This window comes from Achromobacter sp. (assembly GCF_049647645.1).
Taxonomy (GTDB): Bacteria; Pseudomonadota; Gammaproteobacteria; order Burkholderiales; family Burkholderiaceae_B; genus Achromobacter.
Map to the genome: position 1 here is coordinate 1 of NZ_JBARYB010000272.1, position 26,139 is coordinate 26,139.

The 26,139-nt window shown below is 66.5% G+C and carries 26 protein-coding genes; 10 read left to right on the forward strand and 16 right to left on the reverse strand.

Annotated elements, in window-relative coordinates; all coding sequences use genetic code 11:
- The 5 genes from WBB14_RS31230 to WBB14_RS31250 all read right to left on the reverse strand — a co-directional run.
- On the reverse strand, positions 1 to 965 hold a 965-nt coding region (locus tag WBB14_RS31230; protein WP_424243214.1), incomplete at its 3' end, for an AAA family ATPase.
- Positions 962 to 2,089: a metallophosphoesterase family protein gene (locus WBB14_RS31235; protein ID WP_424243215.1), complete on the reverse strand. Its 1,128-nt coding sequence runs from the start codon at positions 2,087 to 2,089 to the stop codon at positions 962 to 964. The genes WBB14_RS31235 and WBB14_RS31230, both read right to left, overlap by 4 nt.
- Before the next feature lie 46 nt (positions 2,090 to 2,135).
- Complete coding sequence (locus WBB14_RS31240; protein ID WP_424243216.1) at positions 2,136 to 3,929, reverse strand: acyl-CoA dehydrogenase family protein; 1,794 nt, start codon at positions 3,927 to 3,929, stop codon at positions 2,136 to 2,138.
- A 73-nt stretch (positions 3,930 to 4,002) separates the two neighbouring features.
- Positions 4,003 to 5,229: a CaiB/BaiF CoA transferase family protein gene (locus WBB14_RS31245; RefSeq protein WP_424243217.1), complete on the reverse strand. Its 1,227-nt coding sequence runs from the start codon at positions 5,227 to 5,229 to the stop codon at positions 4,003 to 4,005.
- A gap of 36 nt (positions 5,230 to 5,265) precedes the next feature.
- Positions 5,266 to 6,234 (reverse strand): Bug family tripartite tricarboxylate transporter substrate binding protein, encoded by a 969-nt coding sequence (locus WBB14_RS31250; protein ID WP_424243218.1) that lies wholly within the window; start codon positions 6,232 to 6,234, stop codon positions 5,266 to 5,268.
- A gap of 191 nt (positions 6,235 to 6,425) precedes the next feature.
- On the opposite strand from WBB14_RS31250, the gene WBB14_RS31255 reads away from it, so the two are divergent.
- Complete coding sequence (locus tag WBB14_RS31255; RefSeq protein WP_424243219.1) at positions 6,426 to 7,310, forward strand: LysR family transcriptional regulator; 885 nt, start codon at positions 6,426 to 6,428, stop codon at positions 7,308 to 7,310.
- An 82-nt stretch (positions 7,311 to 7,392) separates the two neighbouring features.
- Here the strand turns inward: WBB14_RS31255 and WBB14_RS31260 are convergent, their stop codons facing one another.
- Positions 7,393 to 8,694, reverse strand: a complete 1,302-nt coding sequence (locus tag WBB14_RS31260; protein WP_424243220.1) for a D-amino acid dehydrogenase — start codon at positions 8,692 to 8,694, stop codon at positions 7,393 to 7,395.
- 135 nt (positions 8,695 to 8,829) lie between these two features.
- Between WBB14_RS31260 and WBB14_RS31265 the strand changes: the two genes are divergently transcribed.
- From WBB14_RS31265 to WBB14_RS31285, 5 genes are all read left to right on the forward strand, one after another.
- The gene (locus WBB14_RS31265) at positions 8,830 to 9,297 is read left to right on the forward strand and encodes a winged helix-turn-helix transcriptional regulator (protein WP_013394098.1); all 468 of its coding nucleotides are present in this window, start codon (positions 8,830 to 8,832) and stop codon (positions 9,295 to 9,297) included.
- Positions 9,298 to 9,424: 127 nt separating this feature from the next.
- Positions 9,425 to 10,084: a DUF502 domain-containing protein gene (locus WBB14_RS31270; RefSeq protein WP_424243221.1), complete on the forward strand. Its 660-nt coding sequence runs from the start codon at positions 9,425 to 9,427 to the stop codon at positions 10,082 to 10,084.
- A gap of 33 nt (positions 10,085 to 10,117) precedes the next feature.
- The gene (locus WBB14_RS31275; RefSeq protein WP_424243222.1) at positions 10,118 to 10,363 is read left to right on the forward strand and encodes an RNA-binding S4 domain-containing protein; all 246 of its coding nucleotides are present in this window, start codon (positions 10,118 to 10,120) and stop codon (positions 10,361 to 10,363) included.
- Between the two features lie 34 nt (positions 10,364 to 10,397).
- On the forward strand, positions 10,398 to 10,973 hold the full coding sequence (locus WBB14_RS31280; protein ID WP_424243223.1) for a restriction endonuclease: 576 nt from the start codon (positions 10,398 to 10,400) through the stop codon (positions 10,971 to 10,973).
- Between the two features lie 13 nt (positions 10,974 to 10,986).
- Positions 10,987 to 11,361 (forward strand): DUF2784 domain-containing protein, encoded by a 375-nt coding sequence (locus WBB14_RS31285; RefSeq protein WP_424243224.1) that lies wholly within the window; start codon positions 10,987 to 10,989, stop codon positions 11,359 to 11,361.
- A 10-nt stretch (positions 11,362 to 11,371) separates the two neighbouring features.
- Here the strand turns inward: WBB14_RS31285 and WBB14_RS31290 are convergent, their stop codons facing one another.
- The gene (locus tag WBB14_RS31290; protein ID WP_424243225.1) at positions 11,372 to 12,499 is read right to left on the reverse strand and encodes an acyl-CoA dehydrogenase family protein; all 1,128 of its coding nucleotides are present in this window, start codon (positions 12,497 to 12,499) and stop codon (positions 11,372 to 11,374) included.
- Between the two features lie 316 nt (positions 12,500 to 12,815).
- On the opposite strand from WBB14_RS31290, the gene WBB14_RS31295 reads away from it, so the two are divergent.
- On the forward strand, positions 12,816 to 13,871 hold the full coding sequence (locus tag WBB14_RS31295; protein ID WP_424243242.1) for a sensor domain-containing diguanylate cyclase: 1,056 nt from the start codon (positions 12,816 to 12,818) through the stop codon (positions 13,869 to 13,871).
- A 151-nt stretch (positions 13,872 to 14,022) separates the two neighbouring features.
- On the opposite strand, the gene WBB14_RS31300 is transcribed toward WBB14_RS31295, so the two are convergent.
- The 6 genes from WBB14_RS31300 to WBB14_RS31325 form a co-directional block, all read right to left on the reverse strand.
- Positions 14,023 to 15,753, reverse strand: coding sequence for an ABC transporter substrate-binding protein (locus WBB14_RS31300; protein WP_424243226.1), 1,731 nt, complete (start codon positions 15,751 to 15,753; stop codon positions 14,023 to 14,025).
- Positions 15,754 to 15,870: 117 nt separating this feature from the next.
- Positions 15,871 to 16,179, reverse strand: a complete 309-nt coding sequence (locus WBB14_RS31305; protein WP_013394115.1) for a DUF2160 domain-containing protein — start codon at positions 16,177 to 16,179, stop codon at positions 15,871 to 15,873.
- A gap of 28 nt (positions 16,180 to 16,207) precedes the next feature.
- The gene (locus tag WBB14_RS31310; protein WP_424243227.1) at positions 16,208 to 17,020 is read right to left on the reverse strand and encodes a carbohydrate ABC transporter permease; all 813 of its coding nucleotides are present in this window, start codon (positions 17,018 to 17,020) and stop codon (positions 16,208 to 16,210) included.
- On the reverse strand, positions 17,013 to 17,903 hold the full coding sequence (locus WBB14_RS31315) for a carbohydrate ABC transporter permease (RefSeq protein ID WP_424243228.1): 891 nt from the start codon (positions 17,901 to 17,903) through the stop codon (positions 17,013 to 17,015). The genes WBB14_RS31310 and WBB14_RS31315 overlap by 8 nt, the downstream gene beginning before the upstream one ends.
- Positions 17,900 to 18,988: an ABC transporter ATP-binding protein gene (locus WBB14_RS31320; RefSeq protein ID WP_424243229.1), complete on the reverse strand. Its 1,089-nt coding sequence runs from the start codon at positions 18,986 to 18,988 to the stop codon at positions 17,900 to 17,902. Before WBB14_RS31320 ends, WBB14_RS31315 begins: the two co-directional genes overlap by 4 nt.
- Entirely contained in the window at positions 18,988 to 20,073 is a 1,086-nt protein-coding gene (locus WBB14_RS31325; RefSeq protein ID WP_424243230.1) for an ABC transporter ATP-binding protein, read from the reverse strand. The genes WBB14_RS31320 and WBB14_RS31325 overlap by 1 nt, the downstream gene beginning before the upstream one ends.
- Positions 20,074 to 20,283: 210 nt before the next feature.
- On the opposite strand from WBB14_RS31325, the gene WBB14_RS31330 reads away from it, so the two are divergent.
- Together WBB14_RS31330 and WBB14_RS31335 are read left to right on the forward strand one after the other, a co-directional pair.
- Positions 20,284 to 21,075, forward strand: coding sequence for a DeoR/GlpR family DNA-binding transcription regulator (locus tag WBB14_RS31330; protein ID WP_013394120.1), 792 nt, complete (start codon positions 20,284 to 20,286; stop codon positions 21,073 to 21,075).
- 5 nt (positions 21,076 to 21,080) lie between these two features.
- Positions 21,081 to 22,679: a glycerol-3-phosphate dehydrogenase/oxidase gene (locus WBB14_RS31335; RefSeq protein ID WP_424243231.1), complete on the forward strand. Its 1,599-nt coding sequence runs from the start codon at positions 21,081 to 21,083 to the stop codon at positions 22,677 to 22,679.
- 73 nt (positions 22,680 to 22,752) lie between these two features.
- Here the strand turns inward: WBB14_RS31335 and WBB14_RS31340 are convergent, their stop codons facing one another.
- The 3 genes from WBB14_RS31340 to WBB14_RS31350 form a co-directional block, all read right to left on the reverse strand.
- Entirely contained in the window at positions 22,753 to 23,352 is a 600-nt protein-coding gene (locus WBB14_RS31340; protein ID WP_424243232.1) for an HD-GYP domain-containing protein, read from the reverse strand.
- A gap of 165 nt (positions 23,353 to 23,517) precedes the next feature.
- Positions 23,518 to 24,198 (reverse strand): type 1 glutamine amidotransferase domain-containing protein, encoded by a 681-nt coding sequence (locus WBB14_RS31345; protein WP_424243233.1) that lies wholly within the window; start codon positions 24,196 to 24,198, stop codon positions 23,518 to 23,520.
- Complete coding sequence (locus tag WBB14_RS31350) at positions 24,195 to 25,244, reverse strand: NADP-dependent oxidoreductase (protein ID WP_424243234.1); 1,050 nt, start codon at positions 25,242 to 25,244, stop codon at positions 24,195 to 24,197. The genes WBB14_RS31345 and WBB14_RS31350 overlap by 4 nt, the downstream gene beginning before the upstream one ends.
- A 165-nt stretch (positions 25,245 to 25,409) precedes the next feature.
- Between WBB14_RS31350 and WBB14_RS31355 the strand changes: the two genes are divergently transcribed.
- Positions 25,410 to 26,138 (forward strand): TetR/AcrR family transcriptional regulator, encoded by a 729-nt coding sequence (locus WBB14_RS31355; RefSeq protein ID WP_424243235.1) that lies wholly within the window; start codon positions 25,410 to 25,412, stop codon positions 26,136 to 26,138.
- Position 26,139 lies beyond the last annotated feature (1 nt).

Consider the following 26,139-nt stretch of genomic DNA (forward strand, 5'->3'; position numbering starts at 1 on the left):
GCTTCGACCCGGGCGCGCGCGGCGCGGGCCTCGTTGACCAGGGACTGGAGTTCGGCCTCGTCCTGCTGGTCGCGCCGGACCTGGTCCTGCAACAGCGCCAGCGTCTGCGCGGCTTGGGCCTGTTCGCGGCGCAGGCCTTCAAAGGCCTCGCGCTCCTTGGCCAGGGCCGCCAGGCGCGCGCGCGCCTCGGCCGCCTTGGCCTCGAAGTCCTTCCAGGGTTCGCCGGCCTGGGCGCGCTCATGGTCGCGGCGCAACTCGGCCAGGCGGTCCACGTCGGCGTTCAGCTGCGCCATGGCCTGCGCGCACTCGTCGCGTTCAGCCGCGGCGCGCGCGAGCGCATCCTCGGCTTCCTTGTACGCGCCCTTGGGACGGCCGTTGCGCGCGTCCAGCAGCGCGCCACGCTCGGCCGCCACGCGTTCGTACAGGCGATCGCCATCGCCCGAAGCCAGTTCGCCCGACAGCTGCGTCAAGGCGTCGCGCAGATGCGTGCCGGCATGACCCGCCGCTTCCTGCAGGTTGTGGCCGTCGCCCTGCTGGATCCACAACAGGCCGGGAATGCCCGCCAGGTCCGGCTTGCTCTGGCCGCGCCCGGGCAATTCAAAACCCAGCAGCGCGGCCAGCGCGTTCTCGGCTTCTTCGCCGTCCAGGCGCTGCGCGCCGCCGTCGATCAGCAGCTCGCAGCGGGCGCGCGACAGGAATTGCTTCTTCAGCACGTAGCTGTGCCCGGCATGCGTGAACTCCAGTTCCACGCTGGGCCGCGCGCCGGACTCGCCGTGCGGCGCCAGGTCGGCGACCTTGCTGGTGCTGTAGCGTTCAAGGAAGGCGGAACGGATGGCCGCGGCCACGGTGCTCTTGCCCGCTTCATTCGGACCCACGAACAGGTTCAGGCCGTCTTGCAGATCCTCCAGCGCCATAGGCTGGCGGAACTTGCGGAATTCTTCCAGGGCGATGCGCGAAAGCTTCATTTGGCGGCTCCCGGCGCGGCGCTTTCGCGCTGGAACCGCAGCAATAGCCGCAAGGCCTCGCCGGCGACCGCGGCTTGGTCCGGGTCCGACTGCAATGCCTGCAATTGCGCCGCCACTTCGCCCACATAGCCGCTGGCGCGCAGTTCGGCCAGGTCGGCTTCGTCCGGTTCCAGCAAGAGGCCGGACAAGTCCGGCAGCAATGCCCGCACCTGCGCCGCCGCCTGGTCCACGGCGCGTTGCAGCGCCTCCCAGGTTTCCATGTTGACGTGCCCCTGCACGTCCAGCCGCAGCACGTCCTCGGCGCGGAGTTCCGCCATGCGCCCGGCCAGCGCCTGTGCATCCGTGGGCAGGCTCAGCGTTTCCGACCAGGCCGACCAGCGGTACTTGCCCGTGGCCAGCCGCTCGACGACGGGCGCCGCGCCCGGCGCGTCGATGCTCACATGCAGCGCATAGCCGGGCTCATTGCCGCGGAAGCGGTCCTGCTCCGGGGTGCCGGCATACCAGGTGCGTTCGTCGATCGACAGGCAGCCGTGCCAATCGCCCAGCGCCAGGTAATCGAGGCGCGCCCGCGCCGCGCGGTCCGCAGCGATGGGATTGGTGGCGTCTATCGTGTCCGGCAGGCGGCCCACCACGCTGCCATGCGCCAGGCCCACGCGGATGCGGCCAGGTTCGGTTTCCAGCGTATCGAAGGCCTGGGTCACGTCGTCATAGGTATGGCGTTGCGTCAAGGGCGCGGCCAGCACGGCGAGGTTGATCGTGGCCAGGTCGACCACGCCAGTGCGCAGCGGCACATGCACATTGGACGGGATGCAGCCCAGCTGCATCGCCCGGCTCCAGACGCTGTCGGCCAGCGCCGCGTCGTGGTTGCCGGCGATCATGACCCAAGGCCCGGCGTAAGCCGCCATGGCGGCGAACAGGCGGCGTATCGTCCGGTCCGACACGCCTTGCGTGTCGAACACGTCGCCCGCCACCAGCACGGCGTCCACGCCGCGCTCGGCGGCCAGCGCCGCGATGCGCGCCACGACGTCGAAGCGGGCCTCGGCCAGCATGGCGGCGTCGTCGGTTTCAAACTGGCCGTATTGTCGGCCGATCTGCCAGTCGGCGGTATGCAGGAAATGGGTCATGCGCGGAATTGTAAGAGCAAGACCCTGCTCGCGGCGGAGTTCCCCTTCAGGAAGGCGAAGCCAGCAAAGGTAAGACCTGCACCAGCGCCAAGGGCGTTTCCTGCAGCATCAGCATGTCGGCCTGCGTCTCGCCGTCCTTGGTGGCTTCGCGCAAGGGATCAGCGGGAAGCAAGTAGTGGCGCAGCACGGCGTCGGCAAGCAGCAGGCGCCTCGCATCCACGCCGGGCTGGCAGCTCTCCCAGGCCATGAATACCGCTGCCGACACGTAATAGAGCGCCGACGCCGCGCGCCGCACCTGCGCCTCGTGCTTTTCATCCGCCCCCACGGCCTCGGCCAGCCCGACGGCCCGGCGCAGGCAATCCCGCAAGGTGGCACGCCAGGCGGCAGGCAAGGCCGTCGCTTCCTCCAGCTTGCATTCCAGCAACGCGGACAGCGGCTCGTGCGCCCGATCCTTGCGCACGGCGCGCTGGATGGCGTCGAGCGCATTGATGTTGCTGGTGCCCTCCCACAACACGCCGATATGCGCATCGCGCACCAGCCGGGCATTGATGAAGTCCTCGATGTAGCCATTGCCGCCGCGTATCTCCATCGCGCCGGTCGCCACGCTGACGTTGTCGCGGCAAGTGCGCAGCTTCAACAGCGGCGTCAACAGGCGCAGCACCGGCGCGGCGGCCGTATCGCCCTCCTGTACACGCCGCATGATGTCGGCCGTGGCCATCACCATGGACAAGGCCGCTTCCGTCGGCGTCAGCAGTTTCAGCAACTGGCGGCGCAGCAAGGGATAGGCCATGACATCGCGTCCGAACGCATGCCGGTGGCGGGCGGCCAGCATGGCCTCGTTCAGGCAGCGGCGCATCATCGCCGCCGCGCGGACTCCGTGCGACAGCCGCGAAAGATTGACCTGCTCCATCATGTGCTTGAGCCCCTGGTCCACCTGTCCCACCAGGTAGGCCTGCGCGCCTTCCAGGCGGATTTCGCCGCTGGCCATCGAGCGCGTGCCCAGCTTGTCCTTCAGGCGGACGATGCGATAGGCGTTGCGGCTGCCGTCTTCGAGGCGCCGCGGCATCGCGAACAGCGCCAAGCCGCGCGTGCCCGCGGGCGCGCCTTCCGGGCGGGCCAACAGCAAGGCCACATCCGCGTCCGTGTGCGAGCAGAACCACTTTTCGCCGTGCAGGCGCCAGGTGCCGTCGACCTGGCGCGCGACGGTTTCCAGCGCCCCCACGTCCGATCCTCCGGCTTTCTCCGTCATGAATTGCGTCCCCTTCCAGAGCGTGGCCGGGTCGCTGGACAACATGCGAGGCAGCAGCTTTTCCTGAAGTGCCGGGCTGCCGAACTTGCGGATCAGATGGATCGACGTGTCCGATACGCTGATCGGACACATCTGGCCGAATTCGGCCTGGACGAACAGGTACTGCAAAGCGTACTTGGCCACGGGCGGCAACGGCGCGTCGCAGCCCAGCACGCCGGCGCGATGGCTCATGGCATGGAACTGGAAGTCGGCGAAAGCGATGTGCTCCATTTCCTGATAGGCCGGGTGGTACTCGATCCAGTCTTCGTCCTCGCCCCAGCGCGTGCGCGGGTGCAGCACGGGCGGGAACTTGTCCGCCACGGTGGCCAGCGCATTCAGGCGCCCTCCCGCCAGCTGCCCCATGCGCTGGAATTGCGGCAGCAGCCTGGCATGCGTGGCCTCGGGCACGTAGAGCCTCAGCAGATCCTGCAGGCCCCGATCCAGTGCGTAGAAATCCTGGCCCGCGCAATCGGGCGCAAGAAAATGCGAACTCTGCGAGGACCGCTCGGGACGCGGGCGGACGTATTCGTCGTATCTGGCGAGAAAAGGCATGAGCAACTCCTGAAGGACGTAGTTCGACGCCGCGCCCCCAATCGGCGCGGACGCGTGATTCGCAAATGAAAAGTCAGATGACGCCGGCCGCGCGCAATTCCGTCAGGGCGGCATCCGACAACCCGAGACGCTGCGCCAGCACCTCGCGGGTATGCTCGCCCAGCACCGGCGGCCCCGCGCGATGGTCCAGCGGCGTCGCCGAAAAACGCATGGGACTGGCGATGCCAGGGCAGGTCCCGCCCGTGGATAGCGGCAGATCGACCCGCAAGCCGCGATGCACCACCTGCGGATCGATGAACGTTTCGGCAAAGCTGTTGATGGGTCCGCAAGGAACCCCCGCGCCTTCCAGCCTGCCCTGCCATGCCGCGCTGGTATCCGTCGCCATGATTTCAGCCAGCAAGGGCAGCAGCGTGTCGCGATGGGTCAGGCGTCCGCTGACCTTGGCATAGCGCGGATCCTGCGCCAGATCCGGACGCCGGATCTCCTGGCAATAGGCCGCGAACTGGCTGTCATTGCCTATCGCCACGATCAGGCGGCCATCCTGCGTGTCGAAGACCTGGTAAGGCACCGCGTTGGCATGCGCGTTGCCGTAACGCCGGGGCGTCTTGCCGGACACCAGGTAGTTGACCGCGGGGTTGCTGCCGAACGCCAGCACGCAATCCAGCAAGGCCATGTCGATGTGCTGCCCCTGCCCGCTGCGTTCGCGCCAGGCCAAGGCAGCCGCAATCGCCAGGCTGGCGTACATGCCGGTGGTGATGTCCGCCACCGCGACCCCCACCTTCTGGGGGCCTGCGCCCGGCAGGCCATCGGCCTCGCCGGTGACGCTCATCAGGCCGCCCATGCCCTGGAAAATGAAGTCGTAGCCCGGCCGGTGGCGGTACGGCCCGGTCTGCCCGAAACCGGTGATCGAGCAATAGACCAGCGCGGGGTTATCCGCCCGCAGGTCTTCGTAGCCCAAGCCATAGCGCGCCAGCGTGCCGACCTTGTAGTTCTCCACCAGCACATCCGAATCCGCGGCCAGGCGGCGGATGATGTCCTGGCCTGCGGCGGTGGAGATATCCACGGTCACGGATTTCTTGCCGCGGTTGGTCGAAGCGTAGTAGCCGGAATCCTCGCGCGGCCGCCCATCGGCATCCGGCATCCAGGGCGGCCCCCAGCCGCGGGTATCGTCGCCCGCGCCCGGGCGCTCGATCTTGGTCACGTCGGCGCCCAGGTCGGCAAGGTTCTGGGTGCACCAGGGGCCTGCCAGCACGCGGGTCAGGTCCAGCACGCGGATATGGGATAGCGGTTTGATGGTCATGTATGTGTCTTGGGACTTGATGCCGTTGCGGCGCTGTCAATCGATGCGGATGTTGGCGTCTTTGATGACCTGCCCGTAGCGCGCGCTTTCCTCGCGCATGTAGGCGCTGAAGGCCTCGCCGAAGTAACCCACCGGCTCGCCTCCCGAACGCAGCAGGGCTTCGCGCACATCGGCCTGGGCCATGACCTGCTCGATCGTGCCGCTCAAGGACTTGACGATGGCGGGCGGCGTGCCCGCCGGCGCCAGGATGCCCACCCACGCCGACATCTTCATGTCGGGATAGCCCAGCTCCGCCGTGGTCGACAACTGCGGCAGCACCGCGGAGCGCTTGTCGCTCATGACGGCCAGCGCGGTCAGCTTGCCCGCCTGGATCTGCGGCAGGCCGGTGAAAGCGGGCTCGAACGTGACGGAGACTTCGCCGCCCATCACCGCCGCCTTGGCGGGCGCGCTGCCCTTGTAGGGCACATGCAGCAGATTGATCTTGGCCCTGGACCGCAGCATTTCGCCCGCCAGGTGCGCGGTCGAACCGGCGCCGTAGGACGCGTAGCTGAATTCGCCCGGCTTGGCCTGGGCCTGGGCCACGAACTGTTCCAGCGTCTGCGCCGGGACCTTCGGGTTGACGACGATGACGCTCGGCGTACTCGCGATCAGGGCGATCGGCGCAAAGCTCTTGACCGCGTCATAGGGCAGCTTCGGGTACAGCCAGGGATTGATGGTCAGCGTGGTGTTGGTCGCCGCCAGCAAGGTGTAGCCGTCCGGCTTGGCGTTGGCCACCATTTCCGCGCCGATGATGGTGGCCGCGCCCGCGCGGTTCTCCACGATCACGGGCTGGCCCAGCCGTTCACCCAACTTCTGGCCGATGACGCGGGCCACCACGTCGGTCATGCCGCCCGCCGAGTACGGCACGATCAGGCGGATGGGCATGCGGGGATAGTCCTGGGCTTGCGCGGCGGTGGCGGCAAGCAAGGTGCCGGCGGTGAGCGCGATGACGATAGGGATACGCACAATAAGTCTCCTTGGGGGATCGCGGGTCTGTGCCCGGATTCATGGCCGCGTGTCTCCGCGGTGAAACCCATTATTGGCAGCGTGATTTTTCTCGTCCAATATATTTTTTTGTGCTATTCATACCGATACTGGATCAATCTTTTCCAGCCTGCCTGAGCCAGCCGGCCCCCTCCCCACCCGCGAGCCCTCCCATGGATCTGCGCCAACTCCGCTACTTCGTGGCCGTCGCCGAGGAGCTGCATTTCGGCAGGGCCGCCAAGCGCCTGGCCATCAGCCAGCCGCCCCTCAGCTTCAACATCCGCCAGCTGGAAGCCTCGCTGGGCATGGAACTGCTACGCCGAACCACCCGCGAAGTGGCGTTGACCGAGGCGGGCAAGGTGATCTATCGGGAAGCGTTGAAACTGCTGGCGCTGGCGCGCGATGCAGAGGAACAGGCGCGGCGCGCGGCCAATGGCGAAGCCGGCGCCGTGCATATCGGATTCGTGGGCTCGTCGTTCCTGACCCGGCTGGCCTCGGATGTGCGGGCCTACGCCGTGGCGCGTCCGGAAGTCGAAGTGGTTCTTTACGAACTCAGCAGCTACGAGCAGATCGACGCGCTGCAACGCGGCCAGATCGACATCGGGATCGTGCATCCCCGGGTGATGCCATCCGGCGTATCGTCGCGCGTGCTGCACCGTGAAGACTTCGTATGCCTGCTCCCGGCCACGCATCCCCTGGCCGGACTTGAAGCGATCGACGCGAAGCAGTTGCAGCATGACGACTTCGTGCTGTTTCCCAGGGATTTTTCGCCGGGCTACTACGACAAGATACTGTCGCTCTGCCTGCAAGCCGGCTTCACGCCGCATATCCGGCACAAAGTGCGGAACATGTTGACGATCGCCACGCTGGTCTCGCATGAGTTCGGCGTGTCGCTGGTGCCGGCCTCGCTGGGCAAGGTGCAGTTGCCAAACCTGGTCTGCCGCGCGCTGAAGCATGCGTCGGACCCGTCGGACCTGCGCGGCATCTGGCGCCACGACGAAACGCAACCTGCCGTACTGGCCATGCTGGAGCAATTGGCGCAACCGCAACACCCATGAAGACAAAGGCCCCGCCAGCGCTCTGTGCTGTCGGGGCCTTTGCAGGCCAGGCTCGTGGCCTGGGCCACGGGAAAAGCTGAAATCAGGCGCTCTTGCCGTCCAGCACCAGCGACTGGTTGGACGCCGCCTTGCGGTCGTAGCGCGACAGGTCCAGGCCGTCCGTGCGGATGGCGGGACGCTGGCCCATGACCTGGTCGGCCACCAGCTTGCCGGAGCCGCAGGCCATGGTCCAGCCCAGCGTGCCGTGGCCGGTGTTCAGATAGAGGTTGCCGTAGCGGGTCGCGCCAACCACCGGCGTGCCGTCCGGGGTCATGGGACGCAGGCCGGTCCAGAACTCGGCCTGGGCCACGTGGCCGCTGCCGGGGAACAGGTCGTTGACGACCAGCTCCAGCGTCTTGCGGCGGGCGTCCTTCAGGCGCAGGTCGAAGCCCGCGATCTCGGCCATGCCGCCCACGCGGATGCGCTGGTCGAAGCGCGTGACGGCGATCTTGTAGGTTTCGTCCAGGATGGTCGAGACCGGCGCGGCCGATTCGTCCGCCATGGGGATGGTGAGCGAATAGCCCTTGAGCGGATACACCGGCAGGTCCAGGCCCAGCGGCGCGAGGAAGTCGCGCGTGTAGCTGCCGAAGGCGGCGACGTAGCGGTCGGCGGTCAGCACTTCGTTGCCCACGCGCACGCCGGTGATCTGGCCGCCGGCCGTGTTCAGGCCCGACACCGACTGGCCGAAGCGGAACTCCACGCCCAGGCCCTTGGCCAGTTCGGCCAGCCGCGTGGTGAACAGCTGGCAGTCGCCGGTTTCATCATTGGGCAGGCGCAGGCCGCCCGACAGCTTGTGCAGCGAGCGCGCCAGGGCCGGCTCGGCCGTCACCAGGCGGTTGCGGTCCAGCAATTCGTAGGGCACGCCCACTTCTTCCAGCACGGCGATGTCGCGGCGGGCGGCTTCCAGCTGAGCCTCGGTACGGAACAGCTGCAAGGTGCCGCGCGTACGCTCTTCGTAGTGGATACCGGTGGACGTACGCAGCTCGCGCAGGCAATCGCGGCTGTACTCCGACAGGCGCAGCATGCGTTCCTTGTTGACCGAGTAGCGTTCGGCGGAACAGTTGGCCAGCATGGCCGCCATCCACTTCAGCTGGAACAGGCTGCCGTCCAGGCGGATAGCCAGCGGGGCGTGCTTCTGAAACAGCCACTTGATGGCCTTCAACGGAATGCCGGGCGCCGCCCAGGGCGTGGAATAGCCCGGCGACACCTGCCCGGCATTGGCGTAGCTGGTCTCCTGCGCCGCCGCGGGCTGGCGGTCCAGCACCGTGACTTTGGCTCCCTGACGGGCCAGGTAATAGGCCGTGGTGGTACCGATGACGCCGCTGCCGAGGACGATGACGTGCATGATTCTTTCCGATGATTGGTTTTGTTCAGGAATTTCGGTAGTCTATGGGCCTCTCAGTAGTGAAAAGCACTGAAGATTTTTCTTTGGCAGTGCTTTTTCCCGCCCCCCTTCTGTTTTTCGATCGCCAAAAGTGAAATGCGCGAGCTAGACCGTATCGACCTGAAAATCCTGGATATCCTGCAGCGGGAAGGCCGTATTTCCGTCACCGAACTGGCCGACCGGATCAGCCTGTCGGCCACCCCCTGCTCCGACCGCGTCAAGCGCATGGAGCGCGAAGGCGTCATCACGGGTTACCATGCGCGCGTCAATCCGGCGGCGCTGGGCAAGAACCTGCTCGTCTTCCTGGAGATCAAGCTGTCGGCCAAATCCGGCGACGTGTTCGACAAGGTCAAGAAAGAGTTGCTATATGTGCCCGAAGTCATGGAATGCCACCTGGTGTCCGGCGACTTCGACTACCTGGTCAAGGCCCGCCTGACTGAAATGAACGAATACCGCCGTCTCCTCGGCGAAATCCTCAAACGCCTGCCCGCGTCCGCCGAATCGCGCAGCTACGTGGTCATGGAGGAAATCAAGGAGACCCTGTACCTGCCTGTGGACCGCTAGGCGCCAGCCGCCGCTGCGGATTGCACGCCGATTGTTACCGGTCGGGTCCGCGCTGGCTGCTATGCTGGCGGCCCTTCGGCGCGTGCCTTTGCCGCGCAATCCGACCCTAATTTATTTGCCTATGTCTATGACCCGTCTATATAAGTACTTCTTCCGCGGACTGATCACGGTCCTGCCGCTGGCCCTGACGATCTACCTGCTCTATATCTTCCTGGCCTGGACCGAAGCCGTGGCGCTGACCTTCCTGCGCCCCTTCATCGGCGGGTTCTACGTGCCGGGCATGGGCCTGGCGCTGGGCATCCTGGGCATCCTGGCCATCGGCTACCTGGTCTCCAAGGAGCGCGTGCAGCGGGTGCTGGTGCTGCTGGAAATGCCGTTCACCAACCTGCCGGTGGTCAAGAGCATCTATACGTCCCTGAAGAGCTTCGCGGACTACTTTTCGCCCAGCTCCAAGAACACCGCCCAGCAGGTCGTGATCCTGCGCGTGCCGGGACAGCAGCTGGAACTGGTAGGCCTGGTCACCCGCCGCAACATGGAAGGCCTGCCCGAAGGCTTCACCCAGGGCGAGCGCGTGGCCGTGTACCTGCCGATGGGCTACATGATCGGCGGCTATACCGTGTTCGTGCCGCAGGAATGGGTCCAGCCCATCCAGATGTCGGTCGAGGAAGCCATGCGTTCGTCCCTGATCGCCTGGATGGCGCGCGCCGAAACCAACAACAGCCGTCCAGCCGCGCAGGAGCCTCCCGCCCAAGCCCAGGGCGGCGCCAACGACGGCGGCCAGGCCTGAGCGCCCCGCCCTTACCTCTACGACAGACCAGACATGCCCATCATCGAATTCACGCTGGCCGAAGGCAGCCCCTATATTGAAGTGAACCAGCTGCTCAAGGCCACCGGCGTGTGCGACAGCGGCGGCGCGGGCAAGATGCTCGTGGCCGAAGGCTACGTCAGCGTCGGCGGCGCGGTCGAAAGCCGCAAGACGGCGAAGATCCGCGCCGGCCAGATCGTCACCTGCGGCGACGTGCGCATCGTCGTGCGCGCCGCCGACGGCGGCGGCCAGGACGCCTGAAGCCCACCCTCCCCAAGCATCACCGCGAGCCGCCATGAAATTCAAGATGTCCCAGAACTCCATCTTTGCCGTGCTGCTGCGCTCGCCCTGGTGGATGAGCGCCGGCGTGGCCGTGCTGCTGTCGGCGGGCGGCTTTGCCGCGCTGCCGCTGGAGTACGCCGCGATGGGCGTGTTCGCCGCGGTGCCGTTCGCGGTCATCGCCATCATGGCGGCCTACAAGCAGCTGCGCTCGCCCTCGGGCGCGCGGGTGCAGGCCGTGGCCGAGGCCGCCGCCGGCATGTCCTGGGCCGACTTTTCCAAGACCGTCGAGGCAGGCTTTCGCCGCGACGGCTGCGAAGTGCAGCGGCTGCAACTGCCGGGCGCCGATTTCGCGCTGACCAAGGACGGCCACGTCGCCCTGGTCAGCGCCAAGCGCTGGAAAGCCGCCCGCGTCGGCGTCGAGCCCTTGCGCGAGCTGCAGGCGGCGCGCGAAAAACGCGGCGCGCGCGAAGCCATCTATATCGCGCTAGGCGAGGTTTCGGACAATGCGCTGCAATACGCCAAGTCGCAGGGGGTGTCGCTGATGATGGCGCCGGAGCTGGCCAAGCTGCTGCGGGACCTCAAACCCTGACCTGGGTGCGGCAATGAGCTATCGCCTGCTAGCCGACCTCGTGCTCATCGTGCACGGCCTCTTCGTCGCCTTCGTGATGTTCGGCGGACTGCTGGCGTTGTGGAAACGCTGGATCGCCTACCTGCACCTGCCGGCGCTGGCCTGGGGCGCGATGGTGATAGGCATGGGCTGGATCTGCCCGCTGACGCCGCTGGAGGTTGCGCTGCGGCAGCAGGCCGGCCAGCAAGGCTATGGCGGCGGCTTCATCGAACACTACGTGCTGGCGCTGATCTACCCCGAAGGCATCACCCGCGCCACGCAGGTCGTGCTGGCGGCCTTGCTGATCGTGGGCAATATCATCGTCTACACGATGTGGGCACGGCGCGGCCGGCGCCAGCCGGCCGCCTAGGCCGCACCGTTTACAAGCCGCGCGCGATCACCAGGCGCTGGATGTCGCTGGTGCCTTCGTAGATCTGGCAGACGCGCACGTCGCGATAGATCCGTTCGACCGGAAAATCCTTCAGATAGCCGTAGCCGCCCAGGGTCTGGATGGCGGCGGAGCATACCTTCTCGGCCATTTCAGAGGCGAACAGTTTGGCCATGGAGGCTTCCGTCAGCGCGGGCCTGCCGGCTTCGCGCAGCGCCGCGGCGTGCAGCACCATTTGCCGCGCCGCGTGGATCTGGGTCGCCATGTCGGCCAGGCGGAACGCGACTGCCTGATGCTCCATGATGGGCTTGCCAAAGGCCTGCCGGTCACGTGCGTAGTCGCGCGCGCACTCGAATGCCGCCCGCGCCATGCCCACGGATTGGGATGCAATGCCGATGCGCCCGCCTTCCAGGTTGGACAGCGCAATCTTGTAGCCCTCGCCTTCCGCGCCGAGGCGGTAGGCGGCAGGAATGCGCATGTCCTCGAACGCGATCTGGCAGGTGTCCGAAGCATGCTGGCCCAGCTTGTCCTCCACCCGCAGCACCTTGTAGCCCGGGGTGTCGGTAGGCACGATGAAGGCGGAGATGCCGCGCTTGCCGGCCTCGGGGTCGGTCACCGCGAACACGATCACGACCTGGCCGCTGCGCCCCGACGTGATGAACTGCTTGGCGCCGTTCAAGATGTAGTCGTCGCCGTCGCGGCGCGCCCGGGTGTGCAGGCTGCTGGCGTCCGACCCGGCCTGCGGCTCGGTCAGCGCGAAGCCGCCGATATGTTCCCCGGTTGCCAGCGGACGCAGGAATTGTTCTTTCTGCGCGTCGGTGCCGAACTTCAGGATGGGCATGCAGGCGACCGAATTGTGCACGCTCATGATGGTGGAGCAAGCGCCGTTGCCGGCCGCGATTTCCTCCAGCGCAACCGCATACGAGACATAGCCGCTGTCATTGCCGTCCCAGGCTTCGGGCACCAGCATGCCGAAAAAACCCAGCTGCGCCATTTCGGCGATGGCGTCGGCGGGATAGCTGTGGTCGCGGTCCCAGCGTTCCGAGTTGGGCGTCAGGCGCTCCTGCGCGAAGCGGCGCGCCATTTCCTGGACGCTGAGCTGTTCTTCCGTCAAAAGCATGTTTGTCTCTCCTGGGTGCGGTGGCGGCCGGTACGCGGCCTGCTCTGTTCTGCGAGGACGGGCCCGCGCGGGCCCCGCATGATTGCCAGAATACACTGCGCCAGAGCCGTCTACCGCGCTCCACGCGGCGTGCCTGGCGCGCCACCCGTCCGCCGGCGGGACTCGGGCCTGAACGATGCGCGACGAGTTGGCTCCAGGTTTGCTTGGCGGTCGGAGAAACGGCCGCTGTGCATGCATAATGGCTGCCACATCGGCCCGCCTTCCCTTGGAGCCACGGGCCGGGAGTCCATATCCCACGCTTCCTGGAGACACCGTGCTGGATCCGATACTTGCAGAACTGTCGACCACCCTGCCCGCGGCCAAGTCAGCCGAGCAGCTCACGCGCCCGCTGCTGGATATGCTGGGCGCGGTGACCGGGCTGGAGTCCACCTATCTCACTTCCATCGACCTGAAGGCGGACCTCCAGCACATCCGCTATGCGCGCAACGCTGGACAACTGCAGATCCCCGAAGGGCTTTCCGTGCCCTGGGACGACACGCTCTGCAAGCGCGCGCTGGACGAAGGACGCATGTGCACCAGCGACGTCGCGAGCTGCTGGCCAGATTCCGATGCCGCCCGGCAACTGGGCATACAAACCTATTTGAGCGCGCCGGTACGCACCGATGACGGCGTGCTGTTCGGCACCCTGTGCGCCGCCAGCGCCACGCGGCGCCAGATCGAGCCGCAGGCGGAATCGGTGCTGAAGCTATTCTCCAGCGTGATCGCCCGCTTCCTGGAACGCGAAATGCTGATGGAACAGCTGCACGCCGCCAACGTCCAGCTCATGTCGTATGCGCTGACCGACGCGCTGACCGGCCTGCCCAACCGGCGCGCCCTCTACGAGGCGCTGGACCGCCTGCAGGCGCGCGCCATCCGCGAAGGTGGCAGCGTGCTGGTCGGCGTAGTCGACCTGGACGGATTCAAGGGCATCAACGATGTTTACGGCCACCAGCAAGGCGATCTGTTCCTGCAGGAAGTCTCGCGCCGCATCGCCGCTGCCCTGCGCGGCTCGGACATGCTGGGCCGGCTGGGCGGCGATGAATTCGTGCTGATCGGCCCGGGCCCGGCCCTGGCCGCCGCCAACGGCCCGCATGGCAGCCACGCGCAACGCGGCGAAGCGGAGGAAGCCGCGCGTTCCCTGGAAGAACGCGCCACCGCCGCCACCGTCAGCCGCTACCAGTTGGGCGAGGACGTCGTCCCCTACGAAGGCGCCAGTGTCGGCGTGGTCGCGCTGGATCCGCGCGGCCTGGACGCCGAGGCCGCGGTCCGCCTGGCCGACGCCCGCATGTATGAAGTCAAGCGCGCGCGCAAGGCGGCGCGCGTCGTGCACTAGCGGGCGAAAACGGGCTCCGCCCCGCCACGGCAGTCCGCAGCCTGCCAACCCTTGCCGCGTTTCGCGCAAACTGAAAGGCCTGGACCCGGCGCAACGCCGGCCCCAGGCCTTCTGCCTGCGACCGCCCAGTCTCATCGACTGGCCGCCGGCCTTACCTCACCTTGCCCTGCTTCCAGGCATCCAGCAGCTTCTCATAGGCGATCGTCTCGCCCTTGGGCTTTTCGTTGGCCAGCTTCTTCCATGGCGCGTGCTGGTCGGACAGCCACTTGCTGGGATCGCTCTTGGCGTTGAGCTTGGGCGCGCACTGCGCCATGCCGGCGCGCTCCAAACGCGCCATGACCTGGTCCATTTCATTGGCCAGGTTGTCCATGGCGGCCTGCGGGGTCTTTTCGCCGGTGACCGCGGTGGCGACGTTCTTCCACCACAGCTGCGCCAGCTTGGGATAGTCAGGCACGTTGTTGCCGGTGGGCGTCCAAGCGACGCGCGCCGGGCTGCGGTAGAACTCGATCAGGCCGCCGTAGTTGGCCGCGTTCTTGGTGAAGAACTCGCTGTTGATGTCGCTGTCGCGGATGAAGGTCAGGCCAGTGATGGACTTCTTCAGCGACACCGACTTGGACGTGACGAACTGCGCGTACAGCCAGGCCGCGGCCATCTTGTCCGGGTTGGTGGACTTGAAGAAGGTCCACGAGCCCACGTCCTGATAGCCGTTCTGCATGCCGTCCTTCCAGTACGGCCCGTAGGGCGACGGCGCCATGCGCCACTTCGGCGTGCCGTCGTCGTTGACCACCGGCAGACCCTTCTTGGTCATGTCGGCGGTAAACGCCGTGTACCAGAAGATCTGCTGGGCGATCTGGCCCTGGGCGGGCACCGGACCGGATTCCGAGAAAGTCATGCCCATGGCCTGCTGCGGCGCGTACTTCTTCATCCAGTCCACGTACTTGGTCAGGGCATAGACCGCGGCCGGGCTGTTGGTGGCGCCGCCGCGTGAAACCGACGCGCCCACCGGCGTGCACTTGTCGTCGGCCACGCGGATGCCCCACTCGTCCACCGGCATGCCGTTGGGCAGGCCCTTGTCGGCGGCGCCAGCCATGGACAGCCAGGCATCGGTGAAGCGCCAACCCAGCGACGGGTCCTTCTTGCCGTAGTCCATGTGGCCGTAGACCTTCTTGCCGTCCAGTTCCTTGACGTCGTTGGAGAAGAAGTCGGCGATGTCCTCGTAGGCGGACCAGTTGGTGGGCACGCCCAGGTCGTAGCCGTACTTGGCCTTGAACTTGTCCTTCAGGTCCTGGCGCGCGAACCAGTCGGCCCGGAACCAGTAGACGTTGGCGAACTGCTGGTCGGGCAACTGATAGAGCTTGCCATCGGGCGCAGTGGTGAATTTAGTGCCGATGAAGTCCTTGATATCCAGGTTGGGATTGGTCCATTCCTTGCCCGCGCCCGCCATGTAGTCGGACAGCGGCAGGATGGCGCCGTAGCGGTAGTGCGTGCCGATCAGGTCGGAATCGGAGATCCAGCCGTCGTAGATGGACTTGCCGGACTGCATGGAAGTCTGCAGCTTCTCGACCACGTCGCCTTCCTGGATCAGGTCGTGGTTGACCTTGATGCCGGTGATCTCGGCGAAGGCCTTCGCCAGCGTCTTGGACTCGTACTCGTGCGTGGTGATGGTTTCGGACACCACGCTGATTTCGTTCACCCCTTTAGCCTTGAGCTTGGCGGCGGCGTCGATGAACCATTTCATCTCGGCCATCTGCTGATCCTTGGACAGCGATGAAGGCTGGAACTCCGAATCGACCCACTTCTTCGCTTCCGGTTCGCCGGCCCAGGCCGCCGAAGTCCCGATCAGGGCGATAGCGGCCGCCATGGCGTGCATGCGCAATTTCATGACCTGTCTCCTCGATAAGTCTTCCCCATCGTTTGCTGCGGACCGCTGGCCGGGGAAGACGCTGGCCGATAGTCCTTCCACTACCTCTTGAATATCCGAGGGGTCTGACGCCCCTCTTCAGCCTTTCCGCATGACGAATGCCAACAGCAGCATGGACGCGATGAAGCTGATCCACACCGATGGCGGCTCGTCCAGTGAAAACCATTCCGCCGCCTTCTGGCCTAGCCCCAGGAACGCCAGGTTGAGCCAGGCCGCGGCCATCAGGCCGATGAACAGGCGGTCGCCGCGGGTGGTGCGCAGGGGCAGGAAGCCCTTGCGCTCCATCGTGGGCGATTTCAATTCCCAGACCGTCATGCCGACCAGCATCAGGACGATGCAGGAAAAGAACACGGCGACGGGCGTGGTCCAAACCATCCAGCTGAACATGATCGCGCTCTCCTGGAATCCGTGGCCGCTACACGCGGCCCATCGCGAAGCCCTTCGCGATGTAGTGCCGCACGAACCAGATGACGATGCCGCCCGGCACGATGGTCAGCACGCCGGCCGCCGCCAGCACGCCCCAGTCCATGCCGGAGGCCGACACGGTGCGGGTCATGGTGGCGACGATGGGTTTGGCGTTGACCGAGGTCAGCGTGCGCGCCAGCAGCAGCTCCACCCAGCTGAACATGAAGCAGAAGAATGCCGCCACGCCCACGCCCGACTTGATCAGGGGCAGGAAAATGGTCAGGAAGAAGCGCGGAAAGGAATAGCCGTCGACATAGGCGGTCTCGTCGATTTCGCGCGGCACGCCGGACATGAAGCCCTCCAGGATCCACACCGCCAGCGGCACGTTGAACACCAGGTGCGCCAGCGCCACCGCCAGGTGCGTGTCCATCAGGCCGAAGGAGCTGTAGAGCTGGAAGAACGGCAGCAGGAACACCGCGGGCGGCGTCATGCGGTTGGTCAGCAGCCAGAAGAACACGTGCTTGTCGCCGATGAAGCGGTAGCGCGAGAACGCGTAGGCCGCCGGCAGCGCCACGGCCAGCGAGATCACGGTGTTGATGACCACATAGATCAGCGAGTTGATGTAGCCGGAGTACCAGGCCGGATCCGTGAAGATCGTGCGGTAGTGCTCAAAGGTGAAGTCGCGCGGCCACAGGGTCAGGGAGCTGACGATTTCGGTATTGGTCTTGAACGACATATTCAGCATCCAGTACAGCGGCAGGATGGCGAAGACCAGGTACAGGGTCAGGAAGACGCCGCGCCAGGGGGAATTTTTCTCACGCATTTGCGCGCTCCTCGTCGAAGCCGCCAGTGGTGCCGGCGCGTTGCATCCAGTTGTAGAGGATGAAACACAAGAGCAGGATGATCAGGAAATAGACGATCGAGAAAGCCGTCGCCGGCCCCAGGTCGAACTGGCCCACCGCCTTCTGGGTCAGGTACTGCGACAGGAAGGTGGTGGCATTGCCAGGGCCGCCTCCGGTCAGCACGAAGGGCTCGGTATAGATCATGAAGCTGTCCATGAAACGCAGCAGCACCGCGATCATGAGCACGCCGCGCATCTTGGGCAGCTGGATGTAGCGGAACACCGCCAGACGCGACGCGCCGTCGATGCGGGCGGCCTGGTAATAGGCGTCCGGAATCGCGCGCAGCCCGGCGTAGCAAAGCAGCGCCACCAGCGGCGTCCAATGCCACACGTCCATGATCAGCACCGTGATCCAGGCGTCGAAATCGTTGCCGGTGTAGTTGTAGTCCACCCCCAGCCAGGACAGCGTGGCGCCCAACAGGCCGATGTCGGTGCGGCCGAATACCTGCCAGATGGTGCCCACCACGTTCCAGGGAATCAGCAGCGACAGCGCGATGATCACCAGCACCGCGGACGCGCGCCAGCCGCTGGCCGGCATGGACAAGGCCAGCAGGATGCCCAGCGGGATCTCTATGGCCAGCACCGCCAGCGAGAAACCGATCTGGCGGAACAGGGCGCCGTGCAGCTCTTCGTCCTGCAGCACGGCGGCGTACCACTCGGTGCCGACGAAGACGCGGCGCTCGGGCGAAATGATGTCCTGCACCGAGTAGTTGACGATGGTCATCAGCGGCAGGATGGCCGAAAACGCCACGCACAGCACCACGGGCAGGACCAGGAACCAGGCCCGGTGATCTATGGGTTTCATCGGATCAGCTCCTCGTTGCGGTAGAAGCAGGTGTGCGGATTCACGACCGACAGCCAGACGGTGCCGCCAACGGCGGCCGGCACGATGTTGCTGCCCAGCCGGGTCCGCACCGGCGTGCCTTCGAAGTCCGCCACCAGCAGCGTGTACGTGCCCACGTCCTGCACCCGGTCCACGCGCATGGCCACGGCGCCCGGCGCGCCCGGCTCGGTGATGCGCAGGTACTCCGGACGCACGCCCAGCTTCACCGGGCCCGCGCCGTCCAGCTTGGCTGCCATCTCGTCCGGCAGCCCGGCGACGCGGCTTTTGCCTACCTCCAGCCCGCCGTCGCGCCACTGCGCCGGCAGGAAATTCATGCCGGGCGAACCGATGAAATGGCCCACGAAGGTGTGCGCCGGCCGTTGGAACAGGTCATCCGCCGAGCCGACCTGCACCGCCCGGCCGCGCGCCATCACCATGACCTCGTCGGCAAAGGTCAGCGCCTCGGTCTGGTCGTGCGTCACGTAGATCAGCGTCAGCTTGAACTCGTGGTGGATTTCCTTGAGCTTGCGGCGCAGCTCCCACTTGAGCTGCGGATCGATCACGGTCAGCGGCTCGTCGAACAGGATGGCCGACACGTCGCTGCGCACCAATCCGCGCCCCAGCGAGATCTTCTGCTTGGCGTCGGCGGTCAGGCCGCTGGCGCGCCGGTCCAGCACATTGGACATTTCCAGCATCTCGGCAATGCGCCCGACGCGCTCGCGGATGAGCTTGGGCGCCATGCCGCGGTTGCGCAGCGGAAACGCCAGGTTCTCGGCCACCGTCATGGTGTCGTACACCACCGGGAACTGGAACACCTGGGCGATATTGCGTGCCTGCGGTGTCTTGTCCGTGACGTCCTGGCCGTCGAACAGGATGCGCCCATGCGAGGGCCGCAGCAGGCCCGAGACGCAATTGAGCAGCGTGGTCTTGCCGCAGCCCGACGGTCCCAGCAAGGCGTAGGCCCCGCCATCCTTGAAGGTGAATGAGAGCGGCAGCAGCGCATAGTCCTCGTCGGTCTTGGGATCAGCCACGTAGGAATGGGACAGGTCCAGCTCGATCTGTGCCATCAGGCCGCCTCCCCCGCACCGGCCCGCTGCCGCGGCGCGGCCAGCAGCGCGCCGCCCGCGCCGAAGGCATAGGTCTGCGCCGGGTCGAAGTACAGCTGCACGCGGTGGTCCAAGGTATAGCGGTGGACGCCGGGCAGTTGCGCCACCACGTCGCCCGCCGGCGTCTGCGCGTGCACGAAGGTGTCGGACCCCGAGATCTCGGCCAGTTTCACCACCCCGGGCAGGCCGATGTGGCCGGGCCGCGCCTCCACGTCCAGGGCGCCCGCGCGCAAGCCGGCGGTGATGTCGGTATCGGCGCCTTGCGGCAGCGCCCGTTCCACCGTCAGGTCGCCTTGCAGCACAAAACCGGTCGCGGTGCGCCTGGCCGGAAACAGATTCATGGGCGGATCGCTGAAGGCGCGCGCCACGCGTATGGAGTTGGGCCGGTGGAAGACGTCGGCGGTCGGGCCATATTGCAGCAATTCGCCCGCATCCAGCACCGCAGTGTGACCTCCCAGCAGCAGCGCCTCGCCCGGTTCGGTGGTGGCGTAGACCACCGTGGAGCGCCCTTCGGCGAACAGTTCGGAAAGTTCGTCGCGCAATTCCTCGCGCAGCTTGTAGTCCAGGTTGACCAGCGGTTCGTCCAGCAGGATCAGCGGCGCGTCCTTGGCCAGCGCCCGCGCCAGCGCCACGCGCTGCTGCTGCCCGCCGGACAGTTCCGAGGGATAGCGCTCCAGCAGATGTTCGATATGCAGCCGCGCCGCCATGGCGCGGACTTTTTCGCCGATGTCCCCGGCCCCGCGCAGCTTGAGCGGCGAGGCGATGTTGTCGTAGACCGACATGGACGGATAGTTGATGAACTGCTGATAGACCATGGCGACGTTGCGCTGCCGCACCGGCACGCCGGTCACGTCGACGCCATCGGCCAGCACGCGGCCTTCGGTGGGCCGGTCCAGCCCGGCCATGATGCGCATCAGCGAGGTCTTGCCCGCCAGGGTGGCCCCCAGCAATACCGTCATGGCGCCCGCGACGGGGGCCAGGCTCATGGGATACAGGTGCGTCTGCGAGCCGGCCCGCAAACCTACCCTGTCCAAGTTCAGCTGCATCTGGTCTCCTCTACCTACTTATACGTCCCTGTTTTTTACGGCGGACTTCGGTATTCGGTACAGCGGCTCGGCCTGCATTCAAGCGAACAACAGGATGAGCATACTCTTTCAGATAGCTTTCGTTTATTGTGCGTTTTACCCAAGAAGCGAACAAAAAACAATCTTGCGGCGCGTCATTATTTTTCGCTTTTGTTGTTTTACTATACGAACATGACACTGAACCCCAGACAGAGCGCCCTGATCGAAATGGTGCGGGCCCAAGGCTCGGCTTCGATCGAGGAACTCGCCAAACGCTTTGACGTCACGCTGCAGACGGTGCGGCGCGACGTCAATATCCTTTCCGAAGCGGGCTTGCTGTCGCGCTTCCATGGCGGGGTGCGCATCGAAGCGTCCACCATCGAGAACATCGCCTACCGCAAGCGCCAGGGCCTGCACGCCGCCGGCAAGCAGCGCATCGCCGAAGCCGTGGCGCGCGCCGTGCCGGACGGCTGTTCGCTGATCCTGAACATCGGCACCACCACCGAGGCCATCGCGCGCGCCCTGCTGCGCCACCGCGGCCTGCGCGTCATCACCAACAACCTGCACGTCGCGGACATCCTGTCGGACAACCCGGACTGTGAAGTCATCGTCGCGGGCGGCGTGGTGCGTTCACGCGACCGCGGCATCGTCGGCGAAGCCACCATGGACTTCATCCGCCAGTTCAAGGTCGACATCGGCCTGATCGGCATTTCCGGCATCGAGGCCGACGGCACCCTGCGCGACTACGACTTCCGCGAAGTGCGCGTCGCGCGGACCATCATCGAACAATCGCGCGAAGTCTGGCTTGCCGCCGACAGCAGCAAATTCAAGCGCCAGGCCATGGTGGAACTGGCGCACATCTCGCAAATCGACCGGTTCTTCACCGATGCGCATCCGCAAGAGCCGCTGGCCCAGGTCCTGCTGGACGCTGGCGTGCGCTGCGACGTTGCCGCTGCCCCGAATACCTTGAAGCAAACACCTTGAACGCCATGAACCAACCGCTAGCCTCCGTCGCCCCGCCCGACCGCAACCGTCTCCTGAACACGCTGGACAACACGCACTCCTGGGACGTGATCGTCATCGGCGGCGGCGCGACCGGCCTGGGCACTGCCGTCGATGCCGCCTCGCGCGGCTATCGCACCCTGTTGATCGAAGGCGCGGACTTCGCCAAGGGCACCTCCAGCAAGGCCACCAAGCTGGTGCACGGCGGCGTGCGCTATCTGGCGCAGGGCAATGTCAGCCTGGTGCGCGAAGCGCTGCATGAACGCGGCCTGCTCAACCGCAACGCGCCGCACCTGGTGTGGCCGTTGGGCTTCGTGGTGCCGGCCTACAACCTGTTCGACCAGCCCTTCTACGGCATCGGCCTGAAGATGTACGACATGCTGGCCGGCAAGCTGAACCTGGCGCCCAGCCGCTGGCTGTCGCGTCGCGACACGCTGGCCAACGCGCCCACCCTGGCTGAGAACGTGCAGGGCAAGAACCTCAAGGGAGGCGTGCTGTATTACGACGGCCAGTTCGACGACGCGCGCCTGGCGATGAGCCTGATGCGCACGCTGTTCGACCTGGGCGGCACGGCGGTGAACTACATGCGCGCCACCGGCCTGACCATGACGGGCGGCAAGGTCGACGGCGTAACCGTGCAGGACGCGATCGGCGGCGCCAGCTTCACGCTGCGCGCGCGCTGCGTGGTCAACGCCACCGGCGTCTGGGTGGACGCGGTGCGGCGCATGGAAGACAAGAATGCGCAAACCATGGTCGCGCCCAGCCAGGGCGTGCACCTGACCTTGCCGCAGGATTTCCTGCCGGGCAAGCGCGCCATCCTGATCCCCAAGACCGACGACGGCCGCGTGCTGTTCGTGGTGCCATGGAACGGCCACACCATCGTCGGCACCACCGATACGCCGCGCGACGACTTGCCGCTGGATCCGCAGGCTGGCGCCCAGGACGTGGATTTCATCCTGAGCACGGCGGCGCGCTACCTCAGCCGCAAGCCCACGCGCGACGATGTCACCAGCGTCTGGGCCGGACTGCGTCCGCTGGTCAAGGCGACCGGCGAAGCCTCCACCAAGGCCCTGTCGCGCGAGCACACCATCCTGGTGTCCAAGGCCGGGCTGGTGACCGTCACCGGCGGCAAGTGGACCACCTACCGCCGCATGGCGCAGGACGTGGTGGACACGGCCATCCAGCACCAGTTGCTGACGCAGGCCAGCTGCCGCACGGAATCGCTGCCCTTGCATGGCGCGGCCGGCCTGGCGCCTTCGCAAGAACATGCCGGCACGCCGGACAGCTACTACGGCAGCGACCTGCCGGCCTTGAAGGCGCTGCCCGGCGCCGAACGCATGCTGGTCAAGAGCAGCGGCCTGTCGGAAGCGCACGTGCGTTTCGCCGCGCGCTACGAACTGGCGCGCAGCGCCGAGGACGTGCTGGCGCGGCGCAATCGCGCCCTCTTCCTGGATAGCGAAGCCGCCATGCTGGCCGCGCCGGAAGTGGCGCGCATTCTCGCGGAAGAGCTGGGGCACGACGCCGCGTGGCAGCAGCGCACGCTGCAGGACCTGGAAGTAGTCGCGGCGAATTACCGGCTCAAGTAGCACGGCGGGCAATGCGTTGAGCGTGCTTGCGAGCGGCGTTGTTGCGCTCGCAAGCACGCGCTGCACCCATCTCCTACGGGACTCGTAGCGGGCTGTTCTGGATCATGGCCTCGAAGGTGCGCAACAGCGCCGGGTCGCATTTGGAACCGGCCTCCTGATTCAGGATGCGCATGATCTCGGCGTGCGTGCGCGCGGGATGATAGGGCCGCGCATCGCCCAGGGCATCGTAGGAATCGGCCAGCGAAATGATGCGCGAATGCAGCGGAATATCCTCGCCGGACAAGCCGGCCGGATAGCCCGAACCGTCGAAATGCTCGTGGTGGTGGCGCACCGCCAGCGCGATCGGTTCGCGTTGCGGAATATCGCTGTGCATGATGATGTCGGCGCCCACCGCGGCGTGCGCCTTCATGATTTCCCAATCGTCCCGCTCCAGGCGCTTGGGGGAATACAGCACCCGGTCCGGCGTGCCGATCTTGCCGATGTCGTGCAGGCGGGCGGCGACCGCGATTGCTTCCTGCTCCATTTCCGACAGGCCACAGGCCCGGGCCAGCGCCACGCTCAGCGCAACAACTCTTTCAGAATGGCGGCCTGTGGCAGCGTCGCGCGCCCGCATGGCGGCGAACAAGGCCGCCACGCAGGAACCAGCAGGATATTCGGGTACGTCTGGAGGCATCGGTCATCGCGCGCAAGCGGGTCGTGCCGCGTTGCGTCGTATCAAAAGGTCGCGATTCTGACACATTACGCAGCAATTCTTGCCGATCAGATGCCGCGCCCCGGGGCAAAGCAGAACCGGGCCGCCCGCAGGCTTGCCGCGCAACGGACCCGGCTGCGCCCAGCCTCAGCCCTTCAACCTGTCCAGCAGCGCGTTCGCCACGCCCACGGAAGACGCTGGATTCTGGCCCGTGACCAGCAGGCCATCGCCGACCACATGCGGCTGCCAGTCGGGACCGCTGCTGTATAGCCCGCCCAACTGCTTGAGTTCATCTTCCACCAGGAACGGGACCACGTCGCTCAGCTGCACCGCGGCCTCTTCCGCATTGGAGAACCCGGTGACCTGCCTGCCCTGCACCAGCGGCTTGGCGTCGGCCGTCTTGGCATGGCGCAACACGCCGGGCGCATGGCACACAGCCGCCACCGGCTTGCCCGCCGCCAGCATGGTTTCGATCAGCGCGACCGAATTCGGATCTTCCGCCAGGTCCCATAAGGGGCCGTGGCCGCCGGGGTAAAAGACGGCGTCGTAGTCGGCCGCCTGCACCTGCGCAAGCCGCAGCGTGGCAGCCAACTGCCGCTGCGCGTCCTGGTCCTGGCGAAAGCGCCGCGTATCGTCGGTCTGGGCGTCGGGGTCGTCGCTCTTGGGATCCAGCGGCGGCTGTCCGCCCGCGGGCGAAGCCAACGTGACCTGGGCGCCGGCGTCGACAAACGCGTAGTACGGCGCGGCGAATTCCTCCAGCCAGAATCCGGTCTTGCGGCCGGTGTTGCCCAGCGTGTCGTGGGAAGTCAGCACGATCAGGATGTTCATGTGGCGCTCCTTTCATCCGGGCCGACGCGCACGATGCGCTTGCCGGCGTTTTCACCCTTGAGCAGGCCGATCAGGCCGCGCGGCGCGTTCTCCAGCCCGTCGACCACGTCCTCGCGGTACTTGATGCGGCCTTGCTGGATCAAGCCTTCCATCGCCTCGCGGAATTCGCCGTAGCGGTGCGCGTACTCGTTGAAGATGATGAAGCCCTGCATCTTGAGGCGCTTGGTGAGGATGGTGCGCATCAGCAGACCCAGGCGGTCCGGACCTTGCGGCTGGCTGGTGGCGTTGTAGGCCGATATCAGGCCGCAGACCGGTATCCGCGCGCGCGGGTTCAACAGCGGCAGCACCGCATCGAAGACCGCGCCGCCCACGTTCTCGAAGTACACGTCGATGCCCTGCGGCACGGCGCGCGCCAGACGGCCCGGCAGATCGGGCGCCTTGTGGTCCAGGCAGTCGTCGAAGCCCAGTTCCTGGACCACGTAGCGGCACTTGTCCGCGCCGCCGGCGATGCCCACCACCTTGCAGCCGTGGATCTTGGCGATCTGGCCGACCACCGCGCCCACCGCGCCGCTGGCCGCGGCCACCACCACGGTCTCGCCCGCCTTGGGCTGGCCGATGTCCAGCAGGCCCATGTAGCCGGTAAAGCCCGGCATGCCCAGCACGCCCAGCGAATAGGAGGGATGCTGGGGATTGGCCCCCAGGCGCAGCAGGCCGGTCCCATCGGACAGCGCGTAATCCTGCCAGCCCGATTGCGCCAGCACCCACTCGCCCGGTCGATAGTCGGGGTGGTTGGAGGCCTCGACCCGCGTGACGGTGCCGCCGACCATGACCGCGCCTACCTGAACCGGCTCGGCATAGGACGGCGCGTCGCTCATGCGGCCGCGCATATAGGGATCGAGCGACAGGTACACGGTGCGCAGCAGCACCTGGCCTGGCCCCGGCTGTGGAACTTCGTCGGTTTCCAGGCGGAAATCGCTGTCCGCCGGCTCGCCCTGCGGGCGCGCGGCGAGCACGATGCGACGGTTGATGGAAGACGATTGCGGCATGACGGTCCAGCCTCCTGCAAGGAAGCCGCCCGGGCCTTGCGGGAACAGCCCGGGTGGCGGGATGGGGTACCGGCCCATTACACCATCGATGCCCGCGCCGCCGATGCGTAACCCTGGACGCTGCCCCTCTTTTAATTAATTAATAATTTAATTAACATATGCCGCATGTGTCCTCAATCCCGCTCCGATTCCTCCACGGCCCCTCGCCGGCCCGGCCGCCCGCCGCGCCCCGACAACGCCGCCGCCCGCGCCAATCTGCTGGATGTCGCCACCGGCTTGTTCGCAGCCCAGGGCGTCGCTGCAACCACGCTTACGCATATCGCGCAACGCGCGGGCGTCACGTCGGCGATGGTGCACTACTACTTCAAGAGCCGAGAACAGTTGATAGATGCGGTGGTGCTGGAGCGGATCGTGCCGGTCATCGGCTTTGTCTGGTCGCCCGTGCCGCAGGCACAGGATCCGGCGGCCGATCCTCCGGCCGCCGTGCGCGCCTTCATCACCGAGGTCGTCGGCCGCCTGGTGCAAAGCGCCGCCGAGCGCCCCTGGCTGCCAGCGCTGTGGCTGCATGAGGTCGTCAATGAAGGCGGCCAATTGCGTGACCGCGTGCTGCGCCATCTGCCGGCCGAGCGACTGCAGGCGTTCTCCGGGCTGATCGCCGCCAGCCAGCGCATGGGCGCCATCACGCCGGGCGTGGAACCGCGCCTGGTGTTTCTTTCCATCCTGGGCCTGACCCTGCTGCCGCTGGCCACCTCCAGCCTGTGGCGGCGCGTGCTGCAGGACGACGCCCAGGCGCAATCCATCGACACCCGCGCGATCGCGGCCCACGCGATCGCCATGCTGACGGGCGGCCTGTTCTCGCCGTCCGTTTCGACTTCCGCTCCTCCAGGACGCTGAC